This window comes from Maricaulis alexandrii (assembly GCF_005871165.1).
In the GTDB taxonomy this organism is placed as follows: Bacteria; Pseudomonadota; Alphaproteobacteria; order Caulobacterales; family Maricaulaceae; genus Maricaulis; species Maricaulis alexandrii.
Genome location: NZ_SWKP01000003.1, coordinates 402,497 through 424,038 on the forward strand (window position 1 = coordinate 402,497; position 21,542 = coordinate 424,038).

Annotated in this window: 21 protein-coding genes; 2 read left to right on the plus strand and 19 right to left on the minus strand. The window is 63.1% G+C overall.

Annotation, left to right across the window (positions count from 1 at the left end; translation table 11 throughout):
- Positions 1-84: 84 nt before the first annotated feature.
- The 19 genes from FCS99_RS02065 to FCS99_RS02155 all read right to left on the minus strand — a co-directional run bounded on the left by FCS99_RS02065 (position 85) and on the right by FCS99_RS02155 (position 19,037).
- The gene (locus FCS99_RS02065) at positions 85-1,767 is read right to left on the minus strand and encodes a ribonuclease J (RefSeq protein WP_233352622.1); all 1,683 of its coding nucleotides are present in this window, start codon (positions 1,765-1,767) and stop codon (positions 85-87) included.
- Positions 1,764-2,546 (minus strand): type III pantothenate kinase, encoded by a 783-nt coding sequence (locus FCS99_RS02070; RefSeq protein WP_138510044.1) that lies wholly within the window; start codon positions 2,544-2,546, stop codon positions 1,764-1,766. Before FCS99_RS02070 ends, FCS99_RS02065 begins: the two co-directional genes overlap by 4 nt.
- Before the next feature lie 17 nt (positions 2,547-2,563).
- On the minus strand, positions 2,564-3,316 hold the full coding sequence (locus tag FCS99_RS02075) for a biotin--[acetyl-CoA-carboxylase] ligase (protein ID WP_138510046.1): 753 nt from the start codon (positions 3,314-3,316) through the stop codon (positions 2,564-2,566).
- Positions 3,317-3,323: 7 nt separating this feature from the next.
- Positions 3,324-4,766, minus strand: a complete 1,443-nt coding sequence (gene nuoN, locus FCS99_RS02080; protein WP_138510048.1) for an NADH-quinone oxidoreductase subunit NuoN — start codon at positions 4,764-4,766, stop codon at positions 3,324-3,326.
- Positions 4,767-4,778: 12 nt separating this feature from the next.
- The gene (locus FCS99_RS02085; RefSeq protein ID WP_138510049.1) at positions 4,779-6,293 is read right to left on the minus strand and encodes an NADH-quinone oxidoreductase subunit M; all 1,515 of its coding nucleotides are present in this window, start codon (positions 6,291-6,293) and stop codon (positions 4,779-4,781) included.
- Entirely contained in the window at positions 6,294-8,501 is a 2,208-nt protein-coding gene (nuoL, locus tag FCS99_RS02090) for an NADH-quinone oxidoreductase subunit L (RefSeq protein WP_138510051.1), read from the minus strand.
- A 6-nt stretch (positions 8,502-8,507) separates the two neighbouring features.
- The gene (nuoK, locus tag FCS99_RS02095; RefSeq protein ID WP_138510553.1) at positions 8,508-8,816 is read right to left on the minus strand and encodes an NADH-quinone oxidoreductase subunit NuoK; all 309 of its coding nucleotides are present in this window, start codon (positions 8,814-8,816) and stop codon (positions 8,508-8,510) included.
- Entirely contained in the window at positions 8,816-9,427 is a 612-nt protein-coding gene (locus tag FCS99_RS02100; RefSeq protein WP_138510052.1) for an NADH-quinone oxidoreductase subunit J, read from the minus strand. Before FCS99_RS02100 ends, nuoK begins: the two co-directional genes overlap by 1 nt.
- Positions 9,428-9,465: 38 nt before the next feature.
- Entirely contained in the window at positions 9,466-9,954 is a 489-nt protein-coding gene (nuoI, locus tag FCS99_RS02105) for an NADH-quinone oxidoreductase subunit NuoI (protein ID WP_138510053.1), read from the minus strand.
- A gap of 5 nt (positions 9,955-9,959) precedes the next feature.
- The gene (gene nuoH, locus FCS99_RS02110; RefSeq protein WP_138510054.1) at positions 9,960-11,033 is read right to left on the minus strand and encodes an NADH-quinone oxidoreductase subunit NuoH; all 1,074 of its coding nucleotides are present in this window, start codon (positions 11,031-11,033) and stop codon (positions 9,960-9,962) included.
- A gap of 3 nt (positions 11,034-11,036) precedes the next feature.
- The gene (nuoG, locus tag FCS99_RS02115; protein WP_138510056.1) at positions 11,037-13,130 is read right to left on the minus strand and encodes an NADH-quinone oxidoreductase subunit NuoG; all 2,094 of its coding nucleotides are present in this window, start codon (positions 13,128-13,130) and stop codon (positions 11,037-11,039) included.
- Positions 13,127-13,531: a hypothetical protein gene (locus FCS99_RS02120; RefSeq protein ID WP_233352624.1), complete on the minus strand. Its 405-nt coding sequence runs from the start codon at positions 13,529-13,531 to the stop codon at positions 13,127-13,129. Before FCS99_RS02120 ends, nuoG begins: the two co-directional genes overlap by 4 nt.
- A 59-nt stretch (positions 13,532-13,590) precedes the next feature.
- Positions 13,591-14,904 (minus strand): NADH-quinone oxidoreductase subunit NuoF, encoded by a 1,314-nt coding sequence (gene nuoF, locus FCS99_RS02125; protein ID WP_138510059.1) that lies wholly within the window; start codon positions 14,902-14,904, stop codon positions 13,591-13,593.
- A 3-nt stretch (positions 14,905-14,907) separates the two neighbouring features.
- A complete protein-coding gene (gene nuoE, locus FCS99_RS02130; protein ID WP_138510061.1) occupies positions 14,908-15,573 on the minus strand; it encodes an NADH-quinone oxidoreductase subunit NuoE in 666 nt (221 codons plus the stop codon).
- Entirely contained in the window at positions 15,570-16,775 is a 1,206-nt protein-coding gene (locus FCS99_RS02135; protein ID WP_138510063.1) for an NADH-quinone oxidoreductase subunit D, read from the minus strand. Before FCS99_RS02135 ends, nuoE begins: the two co-directional genes overlap by 4 nt.
- A gap of 4 nt (positions 16,776-16,779) precedes the next feature.
- A complete protein-coding gene (locus FCS99_RS02140) occupies positions 16,780-17,382 on the minus strand; it encodes an NADH-quinone oxidoreductase subunit C (RefSeq protein ID WP_138510065.1) in 603 nt (200 codons plus the stop codon).
- 9 nt (positions 17,383-17,391) lie between these two features.
- Complete coding sequence (locus tag FCS99_RS02145) at positions 17,392-17,955, minus strand: NuoB/complex I 20 kDa subunit family protein (RefSeq protein ID WP_138510067.1); 564 nt, start codon at positions 17,953-17,955, stop codon at positions 17,392-17,394.
- A gap of 6 nt (positions 17,956-17,961) precedes the next feature.
- Positions 17,962-18,330, minus strand: coding sequence for an NADH-quinone oxidoreductase subunit A (locus tag FCS99_RS02150; RefSeq protein WP_138510069.1), 369 nt, complete (start codon positions 18,328-18,330; stop codon positions 17,962-17,964).
- A gap of 260 nt (positions 18,331-18,590) precedes the next feature.
- Entirely contained in the window at positions 18,591-19,037 is a 447-nt protein-coding gene (locus FCS99_RS02155; RefSeq protein WP_138510071.1) for a hypothetical protein, read from the minus strand.
- Positions 19,038-19,176: 139 nt separating this feature from the next.
- Here FCS99_RS02155 and FCS99_RS02160 point away from each other — a divergent pair, with 139 nt between their 5' ends.
- On the plus strand, positions 19,177-19,875 hold the full coding sequence (locus FCS99_RS02160) for a DUF599 domain-containing protein (RefSeq protein ID WP_138510073.1): 699 nt from the start codon (positions 19,177-19,179) through the stop codon (positions 19,873-19,875).
- 73 nt (positions 19,876-19,948) lie between these two features.
- Positions 19,949-21,508: an AbgT family transporter gene (locus tag FCS99_RS02165; protein ID WP_138510075.1), complete on the plus strand. Its 1,560-nt coding sequence runs from the start codon at positions 19,949-19,951 to the stop codon at positions 21,506-21,508.
- The last annotated feature ends 34 nt before the right edge of the window (positions 21,509-21,542 follow it).

Consider the following 21,542-nt stretch of genomic DNA (forward strand, 5'->3'; position numbering starts at 1 on the left):
GCAGCACCTGAATACTCGCCGCTGAAGCGGCGCCCCTCCACCGCTTCGCGGTCCCCCTCCCCATTTTCATGGGGAGGAAAAACATCAAATCTCCAGCAGCATGACGTCGATCCAGGGTTTCTTGCCCCAGATGCGGTTGGCTTCGCGGCGCACGGCGCGGCGGATTTCCTCTTCGGCGTATTCCAGATCGCGGCGATTGCGCGGGCTGAGCCGGTCATAGGTGCGCTCGGCCTCGTCGGCGAGCGCGTCCATGAATTCCTCATTGGAGAGGTTGGCGTCTTCGGCAACGCCCATGCAGCGCAGGTCCGGACCGGAGAGAAGCTCGCCTTTGCGGGACACGGCCATGGCGACAGTGATTTCACCGGCATAGGCCAGTTTGCGGCGCTCGCGCATGGAGTTCGCATCGGCATCGGTGAGGAAATTGCCATCGACGTGGAGGCGGCCGGCGGGAGCTTCATCGATGATGGAGGCGGTGCCGTCGGACCGGATTTCCACCATGTCGCCATTGCGCACGGTGACGGAATGCGGGACCTGGAGTTCGCGGGCGAAGGCGGCGTGCTCGATGAGGTGGCGGCGCTCGCCATGGACCGGGATGGCCACGGAAGGCTGGGCCCATTGATACATCTGGGCCAGCTCGTCACGGCAGGGATGGCCGGAGACGTGAACCGGGCGGTCCTTCTCGGTGATGATCTCCACGCCACGCTCGGCGAGCCGGTTCTGGAGCTGGAAAATGCCCAGATCATTGCCCGGAATCACGCGGCTGGAGAAGATGACGGTATCGCCCGGGCCGAGATTTACATTGCGATGATTGCCCTCGGCAATGCGCGAGAGCGCGGCGCGGGGCTCGCCCTGGGACCCGGTGCACAGATAGAGGATTTTCTCCGGCGGGAAGAAGCCGGCCTCCTCTTCGGACACGAAATCCTGCACATGCTGCAAGAGGCCGACGGATTTGGCGGCGGCGGTCATGCGGTGCATGGAGCGGCCGATCAGGCAGACCCGGCGGCCATTGGCCTCGGCGGCCTCGATGGCGGACTGGAGGCGCGCGACATTGGAGGCAAAGGCGGCGATGGCGACCTTGCCGGTCGTGTTCTCAGACACGACCTTGACCAACTCCTCCTTCACCCCGGCTTCGGAACCGCTTTCCCCCTTGGAGAAGACATTGGTGCTGTCGCAGACCATGGCCAGCACCCCCTCCTCGCCCATGGCGGTCAGGGCGGAGACGTCGGTGCTTTCCCCGATCAGCGGATCGGGATCGATCTTCCAGTCGCCCGTGTGCAGGACGAGACCGGCCGGCGTGCGGATGGCGAGACCATTGGGTTCCGGAATGGAGTGGGTCAGCGTGACCAGCTGGATGTCGAAGGGGCCGAGATCGAAACGGCTGTCGAGTGCGATCTCGTGCAGCTCGACCTCGTCTTCCAGACCGTATTCATGCAGGCGGTCGCGGACCAGCCAGGCGGTGAAGGGCGTCGCCCAGATCGGGCAGCGCAGACGCCGCCAGAGATGCGCCACGGCGCCCATATGGTCTTCATGGGCATGGGTGAGAACCATGCCGATCAGATCCCCGGCGCGTTCCTCGATGAAGCGCGGATCGGGCATGATCAGATCGACACCCGGCGTCGACAGATCGCCGAAGGTCACGCCGCAATCGACGATGATCCATTTGCGATCACGCTCCGGCCCATAGCCGTAGAGATTGAGATTCATGCCGATTTCGTCGGACCCGCCCAGGGGCAGGAAGCAAAGGCTGTCGGGGTTGGTATCTGTCACGATGTGAGGCGTCCGCCGTTGAGTTTCCAGACTTCCAACAGGCCACGAATGGTCAGGTCGGGGTCATAATGATCGATGGTTTTGGATGCGCCTTCGAACAGGGAGACAACCCCGCCGGTGGCGATCACGGTGCAGGCTTGGTTCATCTCCGTCTTGAGACGGGACACCAGACCGTCGATGAGGTCGATATAGCCCCAGAACACGCCAGACTGCATGGCCGTCACCGTGTCCTTGCCCATGACGGACTGGGGCTTGGCGATGGCCACACGCGGCAGTTTCGCCGCCGCGCCGTGCAGGGCCTGCATGGAGAGGTTGATGCCCGGCGCGATGATGCCGCCCTCGAAGGCGCCATCGGCCGCAATCACATCGAAGGTCGTGGCGGTGCCGCTGTCGATGATGATCAACGGGCCGGTATAGGCGGCGCGCGCTCCCAGCGCGTTGACGAGACGGTCGGCGCCGGCATCCTGGGGCCGTTCCAGCCGGACTTCGATATCCATCACCACGCCCGGTTCGCCGACGATGACCGGCTCGGCACTGAAATAACGGCGCGAGAGATTGCGCAAATTGAACAGGGCCTGGGGCACCACGGTGGAGATCACGCAATCGGTGATGTCCTCAAGCTTGCGGCCCTGCAGCGCCATGAGCTGGGACAGCCAGACAGCATGCTCGTCCGCCGTGCGGGTCGAGTCGGTACCGGAGCGCCAATGAGCGACCCAGTCTGTACCGTCATGGATGGCAAACAGCGTATTGGTATTGCCGCAATCGATGGCAAGCAGCATGCCGGTCGTCCTTGTGGTTATGTCGTGTGCCCGGTCGGGAAAAACACGTCCCCTGCCGAGATATACCGTCGGCCGCCGCCGTCCAAGTCCAGCCGCAGTGCGCCATCGGGTCCCAGGTCGGCAAATGTGCCATGCAGGGTTTCGCTGGACAGCCGCACTTCACAGGCTTCGCCCAGGCCGTGGGCACGAACCAGCCAGCCATCGCGGACCGGGCCGAACCCGTTGCTGACCCAGCGCTCGCGCCAGGTTTCGAAGCGATCCACCAGATGGCCCAGGGCGGTTTCCCTGTCCAGGCTGGCGCCGGCAGCTTTCAGGGAAATCGCGGGACGTTCGGCATCATCGGGATGATGGACGAGATTGAGACCGATCCCGATCGCGACCCACAGCCCGCCGCCCGGAGCCGGACCGCTTTCCAGCAGGATGCCGCAGGCCTTGCGGCCATCGACCAGGAGGTCGTTGGGCCATTTCACTTTTGTGCGAGCCCGGTCGCCCAGGGCGATATCACAGACCTCGGCCGCCGCCAGGGCGGCGAGGAAGGACAATTCTCCGGCCAAGGCTGCCGGTCCGGACAGGGTGTAGAGCCCGGTGGTGAAGAGATTGCCGTCCAGCCCGGTCCAGGCGCGGCCGCGCCGACCGCGGCCGGCGGTCTGTTCGCGGGTGGCGATCCAGAGCGGCCCGCGCTCGCCCGACAGGGCCCGCTCCCGCGCTTCGGCATTCGTCGAAGCGCAGGTGTCGAGCCAGTCGGTACGAGGCGTTGGAGCCGGGGTCACACCAGCGTCAGAGCGTGGCCAGGCCGACGGAATAGGCGCGGAAGACCAGCCAGCCGATGACCGGCAGGAGCAGGACCGTGGCCAGGCCGGCCAGGCGCGTCACCCAGTAGACACTGACAGCAGCGGGAACGAATTCCACCTCGCCCTCATCGAACCAGACCGTCTTCACGACCCGCAGATAGTAGGCCGCGCCCACCACGGAGAAGAGAACGGCCAGGACGGCGAGGATCAGCATGCCTTCCTGCACGGCGGCGAAGACGACAAAGAACTTGCCGAAGAAGCCCACCATGAAGGGCAGACCGCCAATGGAGAACATCAGCGCGGTGATCGACCAGCCCAGGCCCGGATTGCGCTGGGCAATGCCGGCCAGGTCGGAGATCTGCTCGACCATGCCTTCACGCGTCCGCATGGACAGGATGGCGCCGAAAGAGCCGATCACGCCGATCATGTAGAGGATCATGTAGACCAGCAGCGCCCACAGACCGGTCTGGCTGGCCGAGGCGATCGCCACCAGGGCATAGCCCATGTTGGAGATCGAGGAATAGGCCATCAGACGCTTGATATTGGTCTGGGTCAGCGCGCCGAAGGCACCGATGCCCATGGACAGGACCGCGACGATCCAGATCACGTCACGCCATTGCTCGACCATGCCGCCGAAGGGCTCGATCAGGACGCGGGCCAGCAGCACGATGGCCGCCATTTTCGGAGCCGTCGCGAAGAAGGCCGTGACCGGGGTCGGGGCACCTTCATAGACGTCCGGCGTCCACATGTGGAAGGGCGCAGCGGAGACCTTGAAGGCCAGGCCGCAGATCACGAAGACCAGGCCGAAGGTCAGGCCGACCGAAGGGCCGGACTGGACGGCGATCGCGATCTCGTTGAATCCCGTGGCACCGGCAAAACCGTAGACCAGGGAGGAGCCGTAGAGCAGCAGGCCGGAAGACAGGGCGCCGAGCACGAAATATTTCAGGCCGGCTTCCGAGGCACGCAGGCTGTCGCGGTTGAAGGCGGCCAGCACATAGAGCGACAGGGATTGCAGCTCGATGCCCATATACATGGAGATCAGGTCGTTCGCGGACACCATCATGAACATGCCGGTGACGGCGAGCGTCATCAGCACGGAATACTCGATCTTGCCGAGCTTTTCCGCCTTCAGATAGGGCATGGCCAGCAGCAGCGCGATGGCCGCCACGACACCGATCGCGACTTTCGAGAAGCGCGCCAGACCGTCGAAGATGAAGCCGCCATCGAAGGCCTGGCCTTCACCGGTGACCAGGAAGAGCGAGGCCAGACCGGCCCCGGCGAGCAGGACCACAGCCAGCCATTGCACCAGCTTGTTGGCGCCCTCGCCCTTCATGAACACGCCCAACATGAGCAGCGCCATGGCGCCGCCTGCCAGAAGCAGTTCCGGAATGAGCAGGGACAGGTCCTGAGAAAGCATGTCCGCCGTCATGGCTCGCCTCTCCTACTGGGCCGCGGCGGGCAGAGCCGCCTGGTATTGGTTGATCAGATTCTCGACCGAAGCCGCGGTGATGTCGGTGACCATGGTCGACGAGATGCCGAGCCACAGCGTCATGATGATGAGCGGGATGAAGATCGCCCATTCCATGCGGTTGATGTCGGTGATGTTTTCCAGCTTGGGATTGGTGATCTCACCGAACACGACATTGCGATAGACGGTCAGCATGTACATGGCCGACAGGATGACGCCGACGGCGGCACCGGTGGCGATCCACCAGGACACCTGGAAGGCCCCGACCATGGTCATGATCTCGCCGACAAAGCCGGATGTGCCGGGCAGGCCGACATTGGCCATGGTGAACAGGCCGAAGATCACCGCAAACACCGGCATGCGATGCACGAGGCCGCCATAGAAGGCGATTTCGCGGGTGTGCATGCGGTCATAGATGACGCCGACGCAGAGGAAGAGCGCGCCGGAGATGAAACCGTGGGAGATCATCTGGAAGATGGCGCCCTGCACCCCGGTCTCGTTCATCGCGAACAGGCCCATCGTCACGAAACCCATGTGGGCGACGGAGGAATAGGCGATCAGCTTCTTGATGTCGGTCTGCCGGAAGGCCACCAGCGAGGTGTAGATGATGGCAATGATCGACAGGGCGAAGACCAGCGGGGCGAAATAGTCCGAGGCTTCCGGGAACATGGGCAGCGAGAAGCGCAGGAAGCCATAGCCGCCCATTTTCAGCAGGATGCCGGCCAGGATGACCGAGCCCGCCGTCGGGGCCTGCACGTGGGCGTCCGGTAGCCAGGTATGGACCGGCCACATCGGCATCTTCACCGCGAAGGAGGCGAAGAAGGCCAGCCACATCCACATCTGCGCATTGCGCGCGAACTCGTGATCCAGCAGCACGGTGATGTCGGTCGTGCCGGCCTGCAGGAACATGTAGATCATCGCCACCAGCATGAGCACGGAGCCCAGCAGGGTGTAGAGGAAGAATTTGAACGCGGCATAGACGCGGTTCTGGCCACCCCAGACACCGATGATGATGAACATCGGGATCAGGCCACCTTCGAAGAAGATGTAGAAGACCACCAGGTCGAGCGCGCAGAACACGCCGATGACCAGGGTTTCCAGCAGCAGGAAGGCGATCATGTAATCCGCGACGCGCTTCTGGATCGCGCCGGACGCCATGATGCAGAGCGGCATCAGGAAAGCGGTCAGCACGACGAAGAGCACGGACAGGCCGTCGACACCGAGGCGGTAGCCCAGACCGATCTGGGACAGCCATTCGATCTCATGGACGAACTGGAAGCCGGCCGTGTCCTGATCGAAGCTGAACAGCAGGATCAGGGACAGGGCCAGCGTCACCATGGTCGCCACCCAGGCCACCATGCGCGAATTCTTGTCGATCTGCGCCTGGTCTTCAGCCCGGGCAGTGAATCGGAAGATCGCGATAACCAGCGCACCCAGGGCCGGGACGAAGGTCAGGATCGAAAGAAAGGCTTCGAACTCGCCAAACATCTATTGGCCTCCTGCACTGACCTGCGCCCAGAGCAGAAGCCCCACGACACCGATCAGCATGACGAATGCATAGTGATAGAGATAACCCGACTGGGCCTTGGCCATGCGCTTGGCAAAAGCCAGCGTGGTGCCGGCGACGCCATTGGGGCCCCAGCCATCGATGATGCGCACATCACCGATTTTCCAGAACAGGTCACCCAGCCCCTTCGCGCCGCGCACGAAGATGAAGTGATAGATCTCGTCGAAATACCACTTGTTGGACAGGAAGCTGTGGAGCGGACCACCGCGAGCCGCGATGCGCGCGCCCATGCCTTCCTTGACCAGGTAGAACCAGATGGCCGCGAAGAAACCGGTCCAGGTCACGATGAAGGGCGCCCAGAGGACCCAGGCCGGCGGATGGTGTCCGCCATGATGCTCCTCATCGCCATGGCCGGCATCCGCCACGGCCTCGCCATGACCCGCATCGGCATGCGTGTCGGTGGCGTGGTCATCGCTGGCCGCATCGCTGGTCGGGGCGGCATGGTCGTCCGTGGCATGGGCCACATCGGCATACTCGCTCGTGCCCGGATAACCGTCGGCATATTCGGGATAATTGCCCTCGGCATAGGGACCGGCCGGAAGCGCGTCGCCCCAAAAGTTGAAGGCGTCCTTGCCGACGAAGCTGTCCTTGAAGAAGGCGCCGGCGAACACGGCGCCGATCGCCAGCAGGACGAGCGGACCGGTCATCACCCAATTACTGTCATGGGCGTGATCATAATCGTCCTGCTTGCCCCGGAAGGAGCCGTGGAAGGTCATGAAGATCAGGCGCCAGGAGTAGAAGCTGGTCAGCAGGGCCGCGACGACACCGATCCAGAAGGCCGGGAGACCGAAGAAGAGCCCCTCCTGCCCCATCATGAAGGCTTCCTCGATGATCATGTCCTTGGAGTAGAAGCCGGCGAAGCCGAACCCGCCCAATTCCATGCCGAACAGGGTGAAGGGCGGCAGGCCGACACCCGTCAGGGCCAGCGTACCGATCAGCATCAGCACCCACGTCATGGGCATCATCTTGTAGAGGCCACCCATTTTGCGCATGTCCTGCTCGTCGTGCAGGCCGTGGATGACGGCGCCGCAACCGAGGAACAAGAGCGCCTTGAAGAAGGCGTGCGTGAACAGGTGGAACATGGCAGCCGAGTAGAGGCCCAGGCCCGCCGCGAAGAACATGTAGCCCAGCTGTGAACAGGTCGAATAGGCGACGACCCGCTTGATGTCGTTCTGGGCCAGACCGACCGTGGCGGCGAACAGGGCTGTGATGGCCCCGATCACGGTGACAACGGCCGAGGCGGCCGGGGCCAGTTCATAGATCTCGAAACTGCGGCACACCAGGAAGACACCGGCGGTCACCATGGTGGCGGCGTGGATCAGGGCGGAGACCGGCGTCGGGCCTTCCATCGCGTCCGGCAGCCAGACATGGAGGAAGAACTGGGCCGACTTGCCCATCGCGCCGATGAAGAGCAGGAAGGCGATCAGTTCGATCGCATTGAAGCTCATCCCGAAGAAGCTCAGGGCCGCGTCCTGCGCCGGTACAGCCAGCGTGCTGCCGGCCACAGTCACCAGCTCGTTATTGCTGATCGCGCTGAAGACGGTCTCGAAATTGACGCTGCCGAAGACCGAGAAGATCGCCATGATGCCGAGCGCAAAGCCGAAATCGCCAACCCGGTTGGTCACGAAGGCCTTGATGGCGGCGTCATTGGCGGACTTCTTCTTGTACCAGAAGCCGATCAGCAGATAGGAGGCCAGCCCCACGCCTTCCCAGCCGAAGAAGAGCTGGAGGAAGTTGTCGGCGGTCACCAGGGCCAGCATGGCGAAGGTGAAGAGCGACAGGTAGGAGAAGAAGCGCGCCCGGTGCGGATCGTGGGACATGTAGCCCCAGGAATAGATGTGCACGAGCGAGGAGACCGTGTTCACCACGACCAGCATGACCGCGGAGAGATTGTCGATCTTGATCGCCCAGGAGACGTCGAAATCGCCGACGCTCATCCATTGCAGCACCTGGATCGTGTATGTGTTGCCGCCCATGGTGACGTCGAAGAAGACGATCCAGGACAGGATGGCCGACAGGACGACGGTCGCCGTGGTGACGATCTGCGCCGCGCGATGGCCGATATAATTGCCGAACAGACCGGCAAAGGCCGAAGCGAGGAGCGGCCCGAAGACGATAATAGGTGCCATGATCCCCTAGCCCTTCATCAGGTTGACGCCCTCAACCGAGATATCGCCCCGGTTGCGGAAGTAGACGACGAGAATGGCCAGACCCACAGCGGCTTCCGCTGCGGCGACGGTCAGAACGAACAAGGCGAACACCTGCCCTGCCAGATCGCCCAGGAAGGCGGAAAAGGCGACGAGGTTCACATTCACCGAGAGCAGGATCAGCTCGACCGACATCAAAAGGATGATGACGTTCTTGCGGTTCACGAAAATGCCGAACACACCGATGGTGAAGAGCACCGCGGCGACGGCGAGGTAATGCCCCAGCCCGATCTCCATCATTCTCCAATCCCCTGTCCCGGCTTGATATCCAGCATTTCGATCGCCTCTTTGCGATCACGGCCGACCTGCGCGGTCACGGACTGGCGCTTGACGCCGTCCTTGTGACGCAGGGTCAGCACGATGGCGCCGATCATGGCGACCAGAAGCACCAGGCCGGCGGCCTGGAAGAAATAGACATACTGGTCGTAGATGACCGTACCGAGCGCCTCGATATTGCTCATCCCGTCCGGCATGGCGGCCGCGCGCAGCGACTGGGCCTGATCGGAGGCCTGCCAGGTGGCGACGGTCATGGCGAGCAGCGCGGCGAGCACGAGGGCGAAGGCCCCGCCCAGCGGCAGATAGCTGAGGAAGCCCTGTTTCAGCTCGGCGAAATCGATGTCCAGCATCATCACGACGAAGAGGAAGAGCACCGCGACCGCGCCGACATAGACGACGATCAGCAGCATCGCCAGGAACTCCGCGCCGAGCAGGACGAACAGACCCGCAGCCGAGAAGAAGGCCAGGATCAGGAACAGCACGGACCTGACCGGGTTACGGGCAATGACGACCATGAAGGCCGAGGCGATTGCCACTCCGGAAAAGGCCCAGAAGGCCAGTGTTGCGAGCATGATGCCCTCTTCCGTTTGTTATTCAGCCAATGCGCGCCCTAGCGGTACGGCGCATCGAGTTCCAGGTTCTTGGCAATTTCCCGTTCCCAGCGATCGCCGTTCTCGAGCAGTTTTGCCTTGTCGTAGAAAAGTTCTTCGCGGGTCTCGGCGGCGAACTCGAAGTTCGGGCCTTCCACGATCGCATCCACCGGGCATGCCTCCTGGCAGTAACCGCAATAGATGCATTTGGTCATGTCGATGTCGTAGCGCGTGGTCCGGCGCGAGCCGTCCGAGCGCGGCTCGGCCTCGATCGTGATCGCCTGGGCCGGGCAGATCGCCTCGCAAAGTTTGCAGGCGATGCAACGCTCTTCACCGTTGGCATAACGGCGCAGGGCGTGCTGGCCGCGGAAGCGCGGGCTGAGCGGACCCTTCTCGAACGGGTAGTTCAGCGTCGCCTTCTTGGCGAAGAAATAGCGCAAGCCCATCCCGAAAGCGGACCAGAAGTCCATCAGGAGTGCACCGCGAATGGCCTGTGTCAGTCTGTTCATCGGACTTATCCTTGCGGGCCGTAGACGACGGCAGCGCCCACCAGGGCCACAGCCACCAGGGAGGTCGGCAGGAAGATCTTCCAGCCCAGACGCATCAGCTGGTCATAGCGGTAGCGGGGCACCAGCGCCTTCACCATCGCGAACATGAAGAAGAAGAAGACAACCTTGGCGGCGAACCAGAAGAAGTGCCACGCCTGGGCCGCCAGATAGGGCCAGTTGTCGACGAAACCGTCCGGGATCGGGGAATTCCAGCCGCCGAAGAAGAGGATCGTCGTCATCGCGCACATCAGCACGATGTTGAGATACTCACCCACCATGAAGAGCAGGTAGGGCGTGGAGGAATACTCGACCTGGTAACCGGCGACGAGTTCGGACTCGGCTTCCGGCAGGTCAAACGGCGGACGGTTGGTCTCGGCCAGGGCCGAGATGAAGAAGATCACCGCCATCGGGATCATCACCAGGAACATCGGCATCGGCCAGGCATGGAAGGACAGGACGTTCCAGTTCCAGAAACCGCCATCCTGGATCGCGACGATGTCGCTGAGGCTCATCGAGCCGGCGAACAACAGGACGGTGACGATGATGAAGCCGATGGAGACTTCATAGGACACCATCTGGGCCGCCGAGCGCAGGGCGCCGAGGAAGGGATATTTCGAGTTGGACGCCCAGCCGCCGATGATGATGCCGTAGACACCCAGCGAGGACATGGCGAAGAGATAGAGAATGCCGACATTGATGTCCGCGATCACCCAGCCCGGCGCGACCGGCACCACGGCCCAGGTCACGAAAGCCAGGATCAGCGTGATCAGCGGCGCCAGCAGGTAGAGCGAACGGTCCGCCCCGGCCGGCACCACGATTTCCTTGAACACGAACTTGAAGAAGTCCGCGAAGGATTGCAGCAGACCGAAGGCACCGACGACGTTCGGCCCCTTGCGCATCTGCACCGCCGCCCAGACTTTCCGGTCCATCAGGAGCAGGAAGGCCAGGGAGATCAGCAGGACGATCACGAAGCCGAGGATCTGGCCGAGAACGGCCAGCGTGCCCCAGAGCGGTCCGAATTGTGAAACCAGGTCGCTCATCACTTACTCCGCGGCTACGGCTGCCGGAGCGTCGTTCAGCGCGGCGCAGGCGGCCAGCGCTTCCGAAGCCCGGGCGATCGGGTTGGTGAAGTAGAAGTTCGACACGGCCGAGCCGAGCGGCGTGTCACCGACCTCGCCATCCGTGCCGATGGACTTGGCATCGAACTCAGCGGCGCCTTCAGCGCCCGGTGCGTGGTCGATCCCGCCCAGAACCGGCGTGTCGGCGAAGAGTTTCTGACGCAGCTCGACGAGATTGTTGTAGGGCAGCGTCTTGTTGAGGCGGTCCGACAGGGCGCGGAAGATGGCCCAGTTCTCCTTCGCTTCGCCTTTCGGGAAGACGGAGCGGAAGGCGAGCTGAACCCGGCCCTCGGTATTGGCAAAGATGCCGTCCTGTTCGGTCCAGGCGGCGCCCGGCAGGATCAGGTCGGCGCGGTGGGCACCGGCATCGCCGTGCGAACCGACATAGATGACGAAGGCGCCATCCAGCTTGGCCATGTCGATCTCGTCGGCGCCCAGCAGGACAACCGTGTCCATGCCGCCCGACAGCATGCCGGTCGTGTCCTGACCGCCCTCACCCGGCAGGAAGCCGAGATCGAGCCCGGCAACACGGCTGGCCGCCGTGTGCAGGACGGAGAAACCATTCCAGTCTTCCGACACGGCACCGACAGAGGCGGCCAGATCGCCGGCCGCGCGCAGGATGGCACCACCATCCTCACCCGTCAGGGCCCCGGCGCCGAGAATGATCATCGGGCGCTTGGCGTCTTTCAGGATCTTGATGAAGCCGGAGCGCTTCTTCTTGAGGCCGGCCAGATCCTTGGCGGATGTGCCGACATGCTCGTAATCATAGGTCAGGTCGACCGGCTCACCGATGACGCCGACTTGGGTGTCATTGTGCAGCCAGGTCTTGCGGATGCGGGCATTGATGATCGCGGCTTCGGTGCGCGGATTGGCGCCCACGATGAGGATGGCATCGGCCTCCTCGATGCCGGCGATCGTGCCGTTGAACAGGTATTCCTGACGGGCACCGCCACCGATCTTGGCACCATCCTGGCGGCAATCGATCGAGGTGACACCGAGCGCGTCGGCGAGATCCTTGGCGGCCTTCATTTCCTCGGCGGAGCAGAGGTCGCCGGCAATCATGCCGATCTTGGAGGCGTCGCCGGAGAGCTTCTCGGCGGCCACACCCAGGGCTTCCCCCCAGGAGGCGGCGCGCAGCTTGCCATTCTCGCGGACATAGGGCTTGTCGAGGCGCTGTTTGGACAGGCCTTCCCAGGCATAGCGCGTCTTGTCGGAGATCCACTCCTCATTCACGCCCTCATGCACGCGCGGCAGGATGCGCAGCACGGCCGGGCCGCGATTGTCGACGCGGATGTTCGAGCCGACCGCGTCCATCACATCGATGGTCTCGGTCTTCTTCAGCTCCCACGGGCGGGCGTTGAAGGCGTAGGGCTTGGAGGTCAGCGCGCCAACCGGGCAGAGATCGATGACATTGCCGGAGAGTTCCGACGTCACGGCCTGTTCCAGATAGGTGGTGATCTCGGCATCCTCGCCGCGGCCGATCATGCCGATCTCCGGCACGCCCGCGACTTCCGTGATGAAGCGGACGCAGCGCGTGCACTGGATGCAGCGCGTCATCTCCGTCTTCACGATCGGACCCATTTCCTTGTCTTCCACGGCGCGCTTGTTTTCCGGGAAGCGCGAGCCGGTACGGCCATAGGTGACGGACTGGTCCTGCAGGTCGCATTCGCCGCCCTGGTCACAGATCGGGCAATCGAGCGGGTGGTTGATGAGCAGGAATTCCATCACCCCTTCGCGCGCCTTCTTCACCATCGGCGACAGCGTGTTCATGGCCGGCGGTTCGCCATTCGGCCCGCCGCGCATGTCGCGCACCTGCATGGCGCAGGAAGCGGCCGGCTTCGGCGCCCCGACGAGTTCGACCAGGCACATCCGGCAATTGCCGGCGACCGAGAGGCGCTCGTGATAGCAGAAACGCGGGATTTCCCGGCCGGCGGCTTCGGCAGCCTGCAACAGCGTGAAGGAGTTCGGTACTTCGACTTCTTCACCGTCGACAATGATTTTGCGAAGGTCGTCGCTCATGCTGCGATCCCTGCTGTTGTGGGCTTAGGCGCCCGAATCCAAAAAACTGTGCCCCAGGCAGCGCCGGCCAGGACGATCTCGCCCCAAAGCGAAATTGATCGAAGGTAGGCGGGCAAACTGCCAACTTCCATAAACGGCGAGGCCACAGCGAACGTCACGATCACGACCGTGGCCACGATCAAAATCCCAACCAGCGGAGCCCGGATGGCAGACCCGAACAATTGTGCCCCGCCAAAAAACCGTACCGCCACGAACGTCGCCAACCCCACGGCCGCAAAGTAACCCATGGCGCGAAAACCCACTTCGAGCAGCGGGTTGAGCACGGCCAGAGCCCGATAACGACCTTCCAGAACACCGGAGATCATGTCCCAGTTGTAGAGGCCGCTGACAATGACCGTCACGGCCAATGCCGCCGCCAAAGCCGCCAGAACGTATGTGAGGAGCGTTCTCACAGTGCGCCCTACTCCGCCGCAACCTGGCTGACAAACACGGGCTTGCCGGCGCGGTAATTGTTGATGCGTTCCTCGATCTCGCCACGGAAATGGCGGATCAGGCCCTGGACAGGCCAGGCGGCCGCGTCACCCAGAGCACAGATTGTGTGACCTTCCACCTGACCGGCGACGTCGAGCAGCATGTCGATTTCCTCGATCGTGCTCTCGCCGGCTGCCATGCGGGTCAGCACGCGCCACATCCAGCCGGTGCCTTCACGGCACGGCGTGCACTGGCCGCAGCTTTCATGGCGGTAGAAGTAGGAAATGCGGGCAATCGCCTTCACCACATCGGTGGACTTGTCCATGACGATGACGGCGGCGGTGCCCAAGCCCGATTTGTGCGCCTGCAGGGCATCAAAATCCATCAGCACATCGTCGCAAATGTCTTTCGGAAGAAGAGAGACAGAGGACCCACCCGGAATGACGGCCTTCAGATTGTCCCAGCCGCCGCGCACACCGCCGGCATGCGTCTCGATGAGGGTCTTCATCGGGATCGACATGGCTTCTTCGATATTGCACGGCTTGTTCACATGGCCGGAGATCGAGAAGATCTTGGTGCCGACATTGCGCTCGCGACCGAAGGAGGAGAACCATTGCGCGCCGCGGCGCAGAATGGTGCCGGCCACCGCGATGGACTCGACATTGTTCACCGTGGTCGGGCAGCCATAGAGACCGGCATTGGCCGGGAAAGGCGGTTTCAGGCGCGGCTGGCCCTTCTTGCCTTCCAGGCTTTCCAGCAGGGCCGTTTCCTCGCCGCAGATATAGGCGCCGGCGCCATGGTGGACATAGACGTGGAAGTCCCAGCCATGGACATTGTCGTCGCCGATCAGCTTGGCCTCATAGGCCTCCTTGACCGCCTTCTCGAGCGCCAGGCGCTCGGTGACGTATTCGCCGCGCAGATAGATGTAGCAGGCATGCGCCTGCATGGCGAAGGAGGCAATGAGGCAGCCTTCGATCAGCAGGTGCGGGTCGTGCCGCATGATCTCGCGGTCCTTGCACGTGCCCGGCTCGGATTCGTCGGCATTGACGACGAGATAGTGCGGGCGAGCCCCCACTTCCTTGGGCATGAAGGACCATTTCAGACCGGTCGGGAAACCGGCGCCGCCCCGGCCGCGCAGGCCGGAGGCTTTCATCTGGTCGATGATCCAGTCACGGCCCTGTTGCAGGATCTCATTGGTGCCATTCCAGCAGCCGCGCTGCTTGGCGCCGTCCAGACCCGGGTCATGATGACCGAACAGGTTGGTGAAGATGCGGTCTTTGTCCTGGAGGAGTTGCGTACCCATGGATCAGCCCTCCTCTTTTTCGGTGTTCGGCAGCTTGATCGGCTTGGCCTTCGAGCCGTCATAGAGCGACGGATCGGTCAGCGCCTCGGTGCCGTGGGGTTCGGACGCGTTGCGCTCCGAATGCGGGCCGAATTTCACTTTTTTGCCGGCGGCGAGATCGTCGAGCAGGGCTTCGAACTTTTCTGCATCGAGATCCTCGATGTAGTGGTCGCCATCCTTGTTCGCGAGCTGGATCATCGGGGCATTGGCGCAGGCGCCCATGCACTCCACCTCGACCCAGGTGAACTTGCCGTCTTCGGAAATCTCGTGCTGCTTGCCGATGCGCTTCTTGCAGACCGAGATCAGGTCTTCCGCACCGCGCAGCATGCAGGGCGTCGTACCGCAGACCTGGACCAGGTTCTCGCCGACCGGAGCCAGGTTGAACATGGTGTAGAAGGTCGCGACCTCATAGACGCGGATATAGGGCATTTCCAGCCGGGTCGCGATGTCGCGGATCGCCGGTTCGGACACCCAGCCCTCCTGCTTCTGGGCAATCCAGAGCATGGGGATGACGGCCGAGGCTTTCTTGGCCTCGGGATATTTCGCCAGCCAGAACTTGATCTCGGCTTCGCTCTTCTTGTTGAAGGCAAAGCTTTCCGGCTGTTCTTTCGCGAGACGACGAACGCTCATCGGTCGATCTCCCCGAACACAATGTCGAGCGAGCCCAGGATGGCGGAGACGTCCGCCAGCATGTGGCCCCGGTTCATGAAGTCCATGGCGGCCAGGTGCGGGAAGCCCGGGGCGCGGATTTTCAGGCGATACGGCTTGTTGGTGCCGTCGGCGACCAGATAGACGCCGAATTCACCCTTGGGCGCCTCGACGCAGGCATAGACTTCGCCCTCGTCGACATGGACACCCTCGGTGTAAAGCTTGAAGTGCTGGATGAGCGCTTCCATGGAACGCTTCATCTCGGCGCGGCGCGGCGGCGAGAATTTCGAGTCGGTGGCCAGCACCTCACCCGCATTCTCTTCCTTCATGAGCCAGTCACAGCACTGGATCATGATTTTCACGCTCTCGCGCATCTCTTCCATGCGGCAGAGATAGCGGTCATAGCAGTCGCCATTCTTGCCGACCGGAATCTGGAAATCGAGCTCGTCATAAACCTCATAGGGCTGCGAGCGGCGCAGATCCCAAGCGAGGCCGGAACCGCGCACCATGACGCCGGAGAAGCCCCAGGCGAGCACGTCTTCCTTGGTGACAACGCCGATATCGACATTGCGCTGCTTGAAGATGCGGTTCTCGGTCAGCAGGGCGTCGATATCGTCCAGCTTGGCCGGGAATTGGTCACACCAGTCACGGATGTCCTGGATGAGCTGCGGCGGCAGGTCCTGGTGCACACCGCCCGGACGGAAATAATGGGCGTGCATGCGCGAGCCCGAGGCGCGCTCATAGAAGACCATCAACTTCTCGCGCTCTTCAAAGCCCCAGAGCGGCGGCGTCAGGGCGCCGACATCCATGGCCTGGGTCGTCACGTTGAGCAAATGGTTCAGGACGCGGCCGATCTCGCAGTAGAGCACGCGGACATACTGGCCCCGCTTCGGCACGGTGATGCCGGCGAGACGCTCGGCGGCCATGCAGAAAGCGTGTTCCTGGTTCATCGGCGCGACATAGTCGAGACGGTCGAAATAGCCGATGCCCTGGAGATAGGTCTTGTGCTCCAGCAGCTTCTCGGTGCCGCGGTGAAGCAGGCCGATATGCGGGTCGACGCGCTCGACGACCTCGCCATCCAGTTCCAGCACGAGACGCAGCACGCCGTGGGCGGCCGGGTGCTGGGGACCGAAGTTCAGCGTGAACTTGCGCGGGGCTTCATTGGTGATCTGATCGTCAGCCATTCTCTCAGCCCTCCGCCTTCTCATCACCCGGGATGACGTATTTGGCGCCTTCCCACGGGCTCATGAAGTCAAAGTCACGGTATTCCTGGACGAGCTCGACCGGCTCGTACACGACGCGCTTCTCTTCCTCGTCCCAGCGCACTTCGACATAGCCGGTGAGCGGGAAGTCCTTGCGGAGCGGGTAGCCCTCGAAGCCGTAATCCGTCAGCAGACGGCGCAGGTCCGGGTGGCCGGAGAAGATGATGCCGTACATGTCGAAGGCTTCACGCTCGAACCAGTCGGCCACGGGATAGACGCCATGCACGGACGGCACGGCGCTTTCCTCATCCGTGGAGAGCTTCACGCGGATGCGGTGGTTCTGGTGCATGGAGAGCAGGTGGTAGACGACCTCGAAACGCTCGGCGCGCTGCGGGTAGTCGACGCCGCAGATATCAATCAGCGTCGTGAACTTGCAGGCCGGGTCATCCCGCAGCCAGGTCAGCACCTCTTCGATGCGGTCCCGGTAAATCGCAATCGTCAGCTCGCCATGGGCGATGTCCCAACCGGTGACCGCTTCGGGCTGGGCCGAGGCGACGTGTTCACCGAGGACTTTGAGCGCTTCACTCATCATTCTCTCCTAGCGCTCGATCGAGCCTTCACGGCGGATCTTCTTCTGCAATTGCAGAATGCCGTAGACCAGGGCTTCCGCGGTGGGCGGGCAACCCGGGACATAGACGTCCACCGGAACGATGCGGTCACAGCCGCGCACGACCGAATAGGAATAGTGGTAATAGCCGCCGCCATTGGCGCACGAGCCCATCGAGATCACATAGCGCGGCTCGGGCATCTGGTCGTAGACCTTGCGCAGGGCCGGCGCCATCTTGTTGGTGAGCGTGCCGGCGACGATCATCACGTCAGACTGGCGCGGGGAGGCGCGGGGCGCAAAGCCGAAGCGCTCGACATCATAACGCGGCATGGACGCCTGCATCATTTCGACGGCGCAGCAGGCCAGGCCGAACGTCATCCACATCAGCGAGCCGGTGCGGGCCCAGGTGACGAGGTCGTCGGCCGCAGCCACGACAAAGCCCTTGTCCGCCAGCGCATCGGAAACGCCGTCGAAGAAGGGATCGTGTTTCTTCGGATCGTAGCCGGGAACGGCTGCGCGGCCGGCCATGCCGGCGGGGGTCAGGTCAGATGCCATTGTGGTCTACTCCCAGTCCAGCGCGCCTTTTTTCAGCTCGTAAATGAAGCCGATTGTGAGAACGGTGAGGAAAACCATCATCGACCAGAACTCGAACGGGCCCAGATGCTCGCCGAGCGTCACGGCCCAGGGGAAGAGAAAGGCCACTTCCAGGTCGAAGATGATGAAGAGGATGGCGACGAGGTAGAAACGCACGTCGAATTTCATGCGGGCATCGTCGAACGCGTTGAAGCCGCATTCATAGGTCGACACCTTTTCCGGATCCGGCCGTGACGGCGCGATCACGAAGGCCGCCAGCATGAAGCCGAGGCCGATCACGGCGGCAATGCCGAAGAAGATCAGGATGGGCAAGTAATCGAGAAGCATCGCGTCCATCGCCAAGCCTCGCCTTTTCGCGTCGGTTTTCCGCTCGGGAACCGGGGCCAATTTGTAAGGCAGGAAACGCCGGGAAGCGAATCGGATAGCGCCTACGGGCCCCCTGCCCGATTTGGCGCGGAAGCTAGAGCGCAGCGGCGCTGGCTGCAAGGCCTAAAGGCGGCCTTCTATCAGTTCGATGACGCGTGAACCGTGCATAAGATCAGTCAGTTGCGACTGATTTGCAAGTAGCGCATTCAGGGGTGAAGTTGATATCCGGTTCAGCGCAACCCCAGAACCGAACGCCAGAAGGCCGGCTTGAGGAAGGGCGAATGCCGCGTGAAGGCCCTGTCCGGAAAGACATGCCAGGGCTTGTAACCCCATTTCGCGATCAGCCGGCGCGCCTCGCGCCCCAGCCCTTCCGCTTGCGCGGCGGCCAGGGCGGCACTGCGTGTGCACCAGGAGGTCCGCGCCCGGCGAAATTCGACCAGCGCGCGGCCTGACAGGCCGCGTGCCACACGAAACACCGCGCGCAAGTCCTTGTATTGGCGCAACCTTGCCGCCGCATCCAGGAGCAGAATGCCAAATCCGCCCAGCGCTGCCAGACCGAGCCACAGGGGCGGCGAGACCAAAAGGATGGCGAGGCACAGCAGGGCCAGAAACAGGGGCGGCCAGATCGCCAGAAGCGACCACAGGCCGGACCGCGTGCGCAGAAGAAGAGCCGTCATGGCGCCAGAATGCCCGGCGCGGACATCTCGGACAGAGGGACAGGCTGCGGCGCCGTCCCCTCTTCCGCCTTTCGCAAGGCGAATGGATGCGCCAGCCCCGGAATCTGCCTAGATTGCCGTCAATCGGGGAGAGCGGACCATGCTGTCTGAGTATTATGGCGTCATCGGGTTTTTTGTGATCGCGGCCGGATTTTCCTTCCTGGTCGATCATTCGCCGCTGGCGCGGCACACCCTGTCGCGGGCCATGGACGAGCACCGGCGCTACTGGATGATCGGCATGGCCGGCCGGTCCGTTCGGATTGTGGACAGCCAGATCATTGCCGGTCTGCAGAACGGGATCGCCTTCTTTGCTTCCACCGCCCTGTTAGGCATCGGTGCCGCCTTCACCCTGATCACGGCGCTCGATCCGGTGATGACGGCCGTGAGTGATGTGCCCTTTCTGGATACCGGATCGCGCACGCAGTGGGAGGTGATGAGCCTGGGCCTGCTGGTGATCTATGCCTATGCCTTCTTCAAGTTCGGCTGGTCCTACCGGCTGGTGAATTACTCGGCCATGCTGCTGGGCGCGACGCAGGAAACCCCGCGCGATGGCGAGACCACGCCGCAGGCACTGGCCGGGGCCTACCGGGCGGGGGCGATGAATGTGGTGGCGGGCCGCCAGTTCAATCGCGGCCTGCGCGCCCTCTTCATGTCGATCGGCTATCTGGCCTGGATCGGCGGCCCGCTGGCGCAGATCCTGGTGACGCTGGGCATTGCCGGCATCCTGTCCTACCGCCAGTTCGCCAGCCCCGCCCTTGCCGCGCTGCGGGAACCGGACATGGCCGACGACACACACTGACCGGTTTGTGTTGCGCCGGGGCGGCAAACGCGTCCACTCTCCCGGGCAAATTCCAATTCAGGGGGAAAACCAAATGAGTCTGGGTAATTCCATCCTCAATGCGGTCGAAAAGGCCGGCAACAAGCTTCCCGATCCGGTGACCATTTTCGTGATCCTGATCGGTGTCGTCATGCTGGCCTCGCTGGTCATGTCCAGCCTGGGGGCCTCGGTCGAACACCCGGTCACCGGGGAAACGATCGAAGTGGTCAATCTGCTGACCGGGGCGCAATTGCAGACCCTGCTGGTCAACATGCCCGCCGTGCTGACCGGTTTTGCCCCGCTGGGCATGGTCCTGGTCGTGATGATCGGTGCCGGCATCGCCGAAAAGACCGGCCTGCTGGCCGCCGGCCTGCGCGCCATGGTGTCCGGCGTGACCAATGCCCTGCTCACCCCGACCCTGGTCTTTGCCGGCGTCATGGGCAATCTGGCGGTGGATTCCGGCTATATCGTCATGGTGCCGCTGGGTGCCGTGGTCTTCGCCGCTGTCGGCCGTCACCCGATTGCCGGCCTGGCCGCCGTCTTCGCCGGCGTCTCCGCCGGCTTCTCGGCCAATCTGGTCGTGACCTCGCTGGAACCGCTCCTGTTCGGCATCACGCAGACCGCCGCACAATCCATCGAGCCGGGCTGGACGCTGAACAATCTGGACAATTTCTACTTCACGGCGGCGCTGACGCCGGTCCTCGTCGTCGTCGGCACGCTGGTCAACAATTACATCGTCGAGCCGCGCCTGGGCACATGGGAACGCCCGGCCGACTTCGCCGAGCCGGAAAACAGCGGCAAATTGTCGGCCGCCGAGAACAAGGGCCTGCGCTGGGCCGGCATTTCCCTGGTGGTGATGATCGCCCTCGTCCTGTTCATGACGGTGCCGGAAAACGGCATCCTTCGCGACGCCAATGGCGGGCTCGGCCCCTTCTTCCGCTCCATTGTCGGCATTCTGATGATCGCCTTCCTGGTCTCCGGTGCGCTCTACGGCATGGCCGTGGGCTCGGTGAAATCGGACCGCGACCTGGTCAAGCTGGGCACGAGCTCGATGGCCGACATGGGCGGCTATATCATTCTCGCCTTCGTCATGGCGCACTTCATCGTCCTGTTCGGCGCATCCGAAATCGACACGGTGATCGCGATTGGCGGTGCGGAAAGCCTGCGCGCCCTCAACCTGCCCGCCCCGCTGCTGATTGTCGGCATGGTGCTGCTGGTGGCCGTGCTGAACCTGTTCATGGGCTCGGCTTCGGCGAAATGGGCGCTGATCGCGCCGATCTTCGTGCCGATGCTGATGCTGCTGGGCATTTCGCCGGAAGGCTCCACCCTCGCCTACCGCATGGGTGACCAGGCGACGAATATCATCACGCCGCTGATGCCCTATCTGCCGCTGATCCTCATCTTCGCGCAGCGCTATGTTCCGGAGTTCGGACTGGGAAGCCTGATCGCGACGATGCTGCCCTATTCCATCGCGATCCTGGTCTCGTCCCTGCTGATGCTGGCCCTCTGGTTCGCCCTGGGTCTGCCACTGGGTCCGGACGGAGCCAGCTTCCACTATGAAATCCCGGCTGCGGCCGAGACAGCGCAACTGGTTTCATCACCCAACCATTCGTAGGGACACGGATTTTTAAACCGGTTCGGGCATGTTG

What these genes read in the sequence shown, in the direction of transcription:
- nuoI (WP_138510053.1), bottom strand. Translation starts at nt 9,954, where the DNA reads ATGAACAGACTGACACAGGCCATTCGCGGTGCACTCCTGATGGACTTC.
- FCS99_RS02085 (WP_138510049.1), bottom strand. Translation starts at nt 6,293, where the DNA reads ATGTTTGGCGAGTTCGAAGCCTTTCTTTCGATCCTGACCTTCGTCCCG.
- nuoF (WP_138510059.1), bottom strand. Translation starts at nt 14,904, where the DNA reads ATGGGTACGCAACTCCTCCAGGACAAAGACCGCATCTTCACCAACCTG.
- nuoN (WP_138510048.1), bottom strand. Translation starts at nt 4,766, where the DNA reads ATGACGGCGGACATGCTTTCTCAGGACCTGTCCCTGCTCATTCCGGAA.
- nuoH (WP_138510054.1), bottom strand. Translation starts at nt 11,033, where the DNA reads ATGAGCGACCTGGTTTCACAATTCGGACCGCTCTGGGGCACGCTGGCC.
- FCS99_RS02145 (WP_138510067.1), bottom strand. Translation starts at nt 17,955, where the DNA reads ATGGCATCTGACCTGACCCCCGCCGGCATGGCCGGCCGCGCAGCCGTT.
- FCS99_RS02070 (WP_138510044.1), bottom strand. Translation starts at nt 2,546, where the DNA reads ATGCTGCTTGCCATCGATTGCGGCAATACCAATACGCTGTTTGCCATC.
- nuoL (WP_138510051.1), bottom strand. Translation starts at nt 8,501, where the DNA reads ATGGCACCTATTATCGTCTTCGGGCCGCTCCTCGCTTCGGCCTTTGCC.
- FCS99_RS02150 (WP_138510069.1), bottom strand. Translation starts at nt 18,330, where the DNA reads ATGGACGCGATGCTTCTCGATTACTTGCCCATCCTGATCTTCTTCGGC.
- FCS99_RS02160 (WP_138510073.1), top strand. Translation starts at nt 19,177, where the DNA reads ATGCTGTCTGAGTATTATGGCGTCATCGGGTTTTTTGTGATCGCGGCC.
- FCS99_RS02140 (WP_138510065.1), bottom strand. Translation starts at nt 17,382, where the DNA reads ATGAGTGAAGCGCTCAAAGTCCTCGGTGAACACGTCGCCTCGGCCCAG.
- nuoG (WP_138510056.1), bottom strand. Translation starts at nt 13,130, where the DNA reads ATGAGCGACGACCTTCGCAAAATCATTGTCGACGGTGAAGAAGTCGAA.
- FCS99_RS02135 (WP_138510063.1), bottom strand. Translation starts at nt 16,775, where the DNA reads ATGGCTGACGATCAGATCACCAATGAAGCCCCGCGCAAGTTCACGCTG.
- FCS99_RS02165 (WP_138510075.1), top strand. Translation starts at nt 19,949, where the DNA reads ATGAGTCTGGGTAATTCCATCCTCAATGCGGTCGAAAAGGCCGGCAAC.
- FCS99_RS02100 (WP_138510052.1), bottom strand. Translation starts at nt 9,427, where the DNA reads ATGCTCGCAACACTGGCCTTCTGGGCCTTTTCCGGAGTGGCAATCGCC.
- nuoE (WP_138510061.1), bottom strand. Translation starts at nt 15,573, where the DNA reads ATGAGCGTTCGTCGTCTCGCGAAAGAACAGCCGGAAAGCTTTGCCTTC.
- FCS99_RS02155 (WP_138510071.1), bottom strand. Translation starts at nt 19,037, where the DNA reads ATGACGGCTCTTCTTCTGCGCACGCGGTCCGGCCTGTGGTCGCTTCTG.
- nuoK (WP_138510553.1), bottom strand. Translation starts at nt 8,816, where the DNA reads ATGGAGATCGGGCTGGGGCATTACCTCGCCGTCGCCGCGGTGCTCTTC.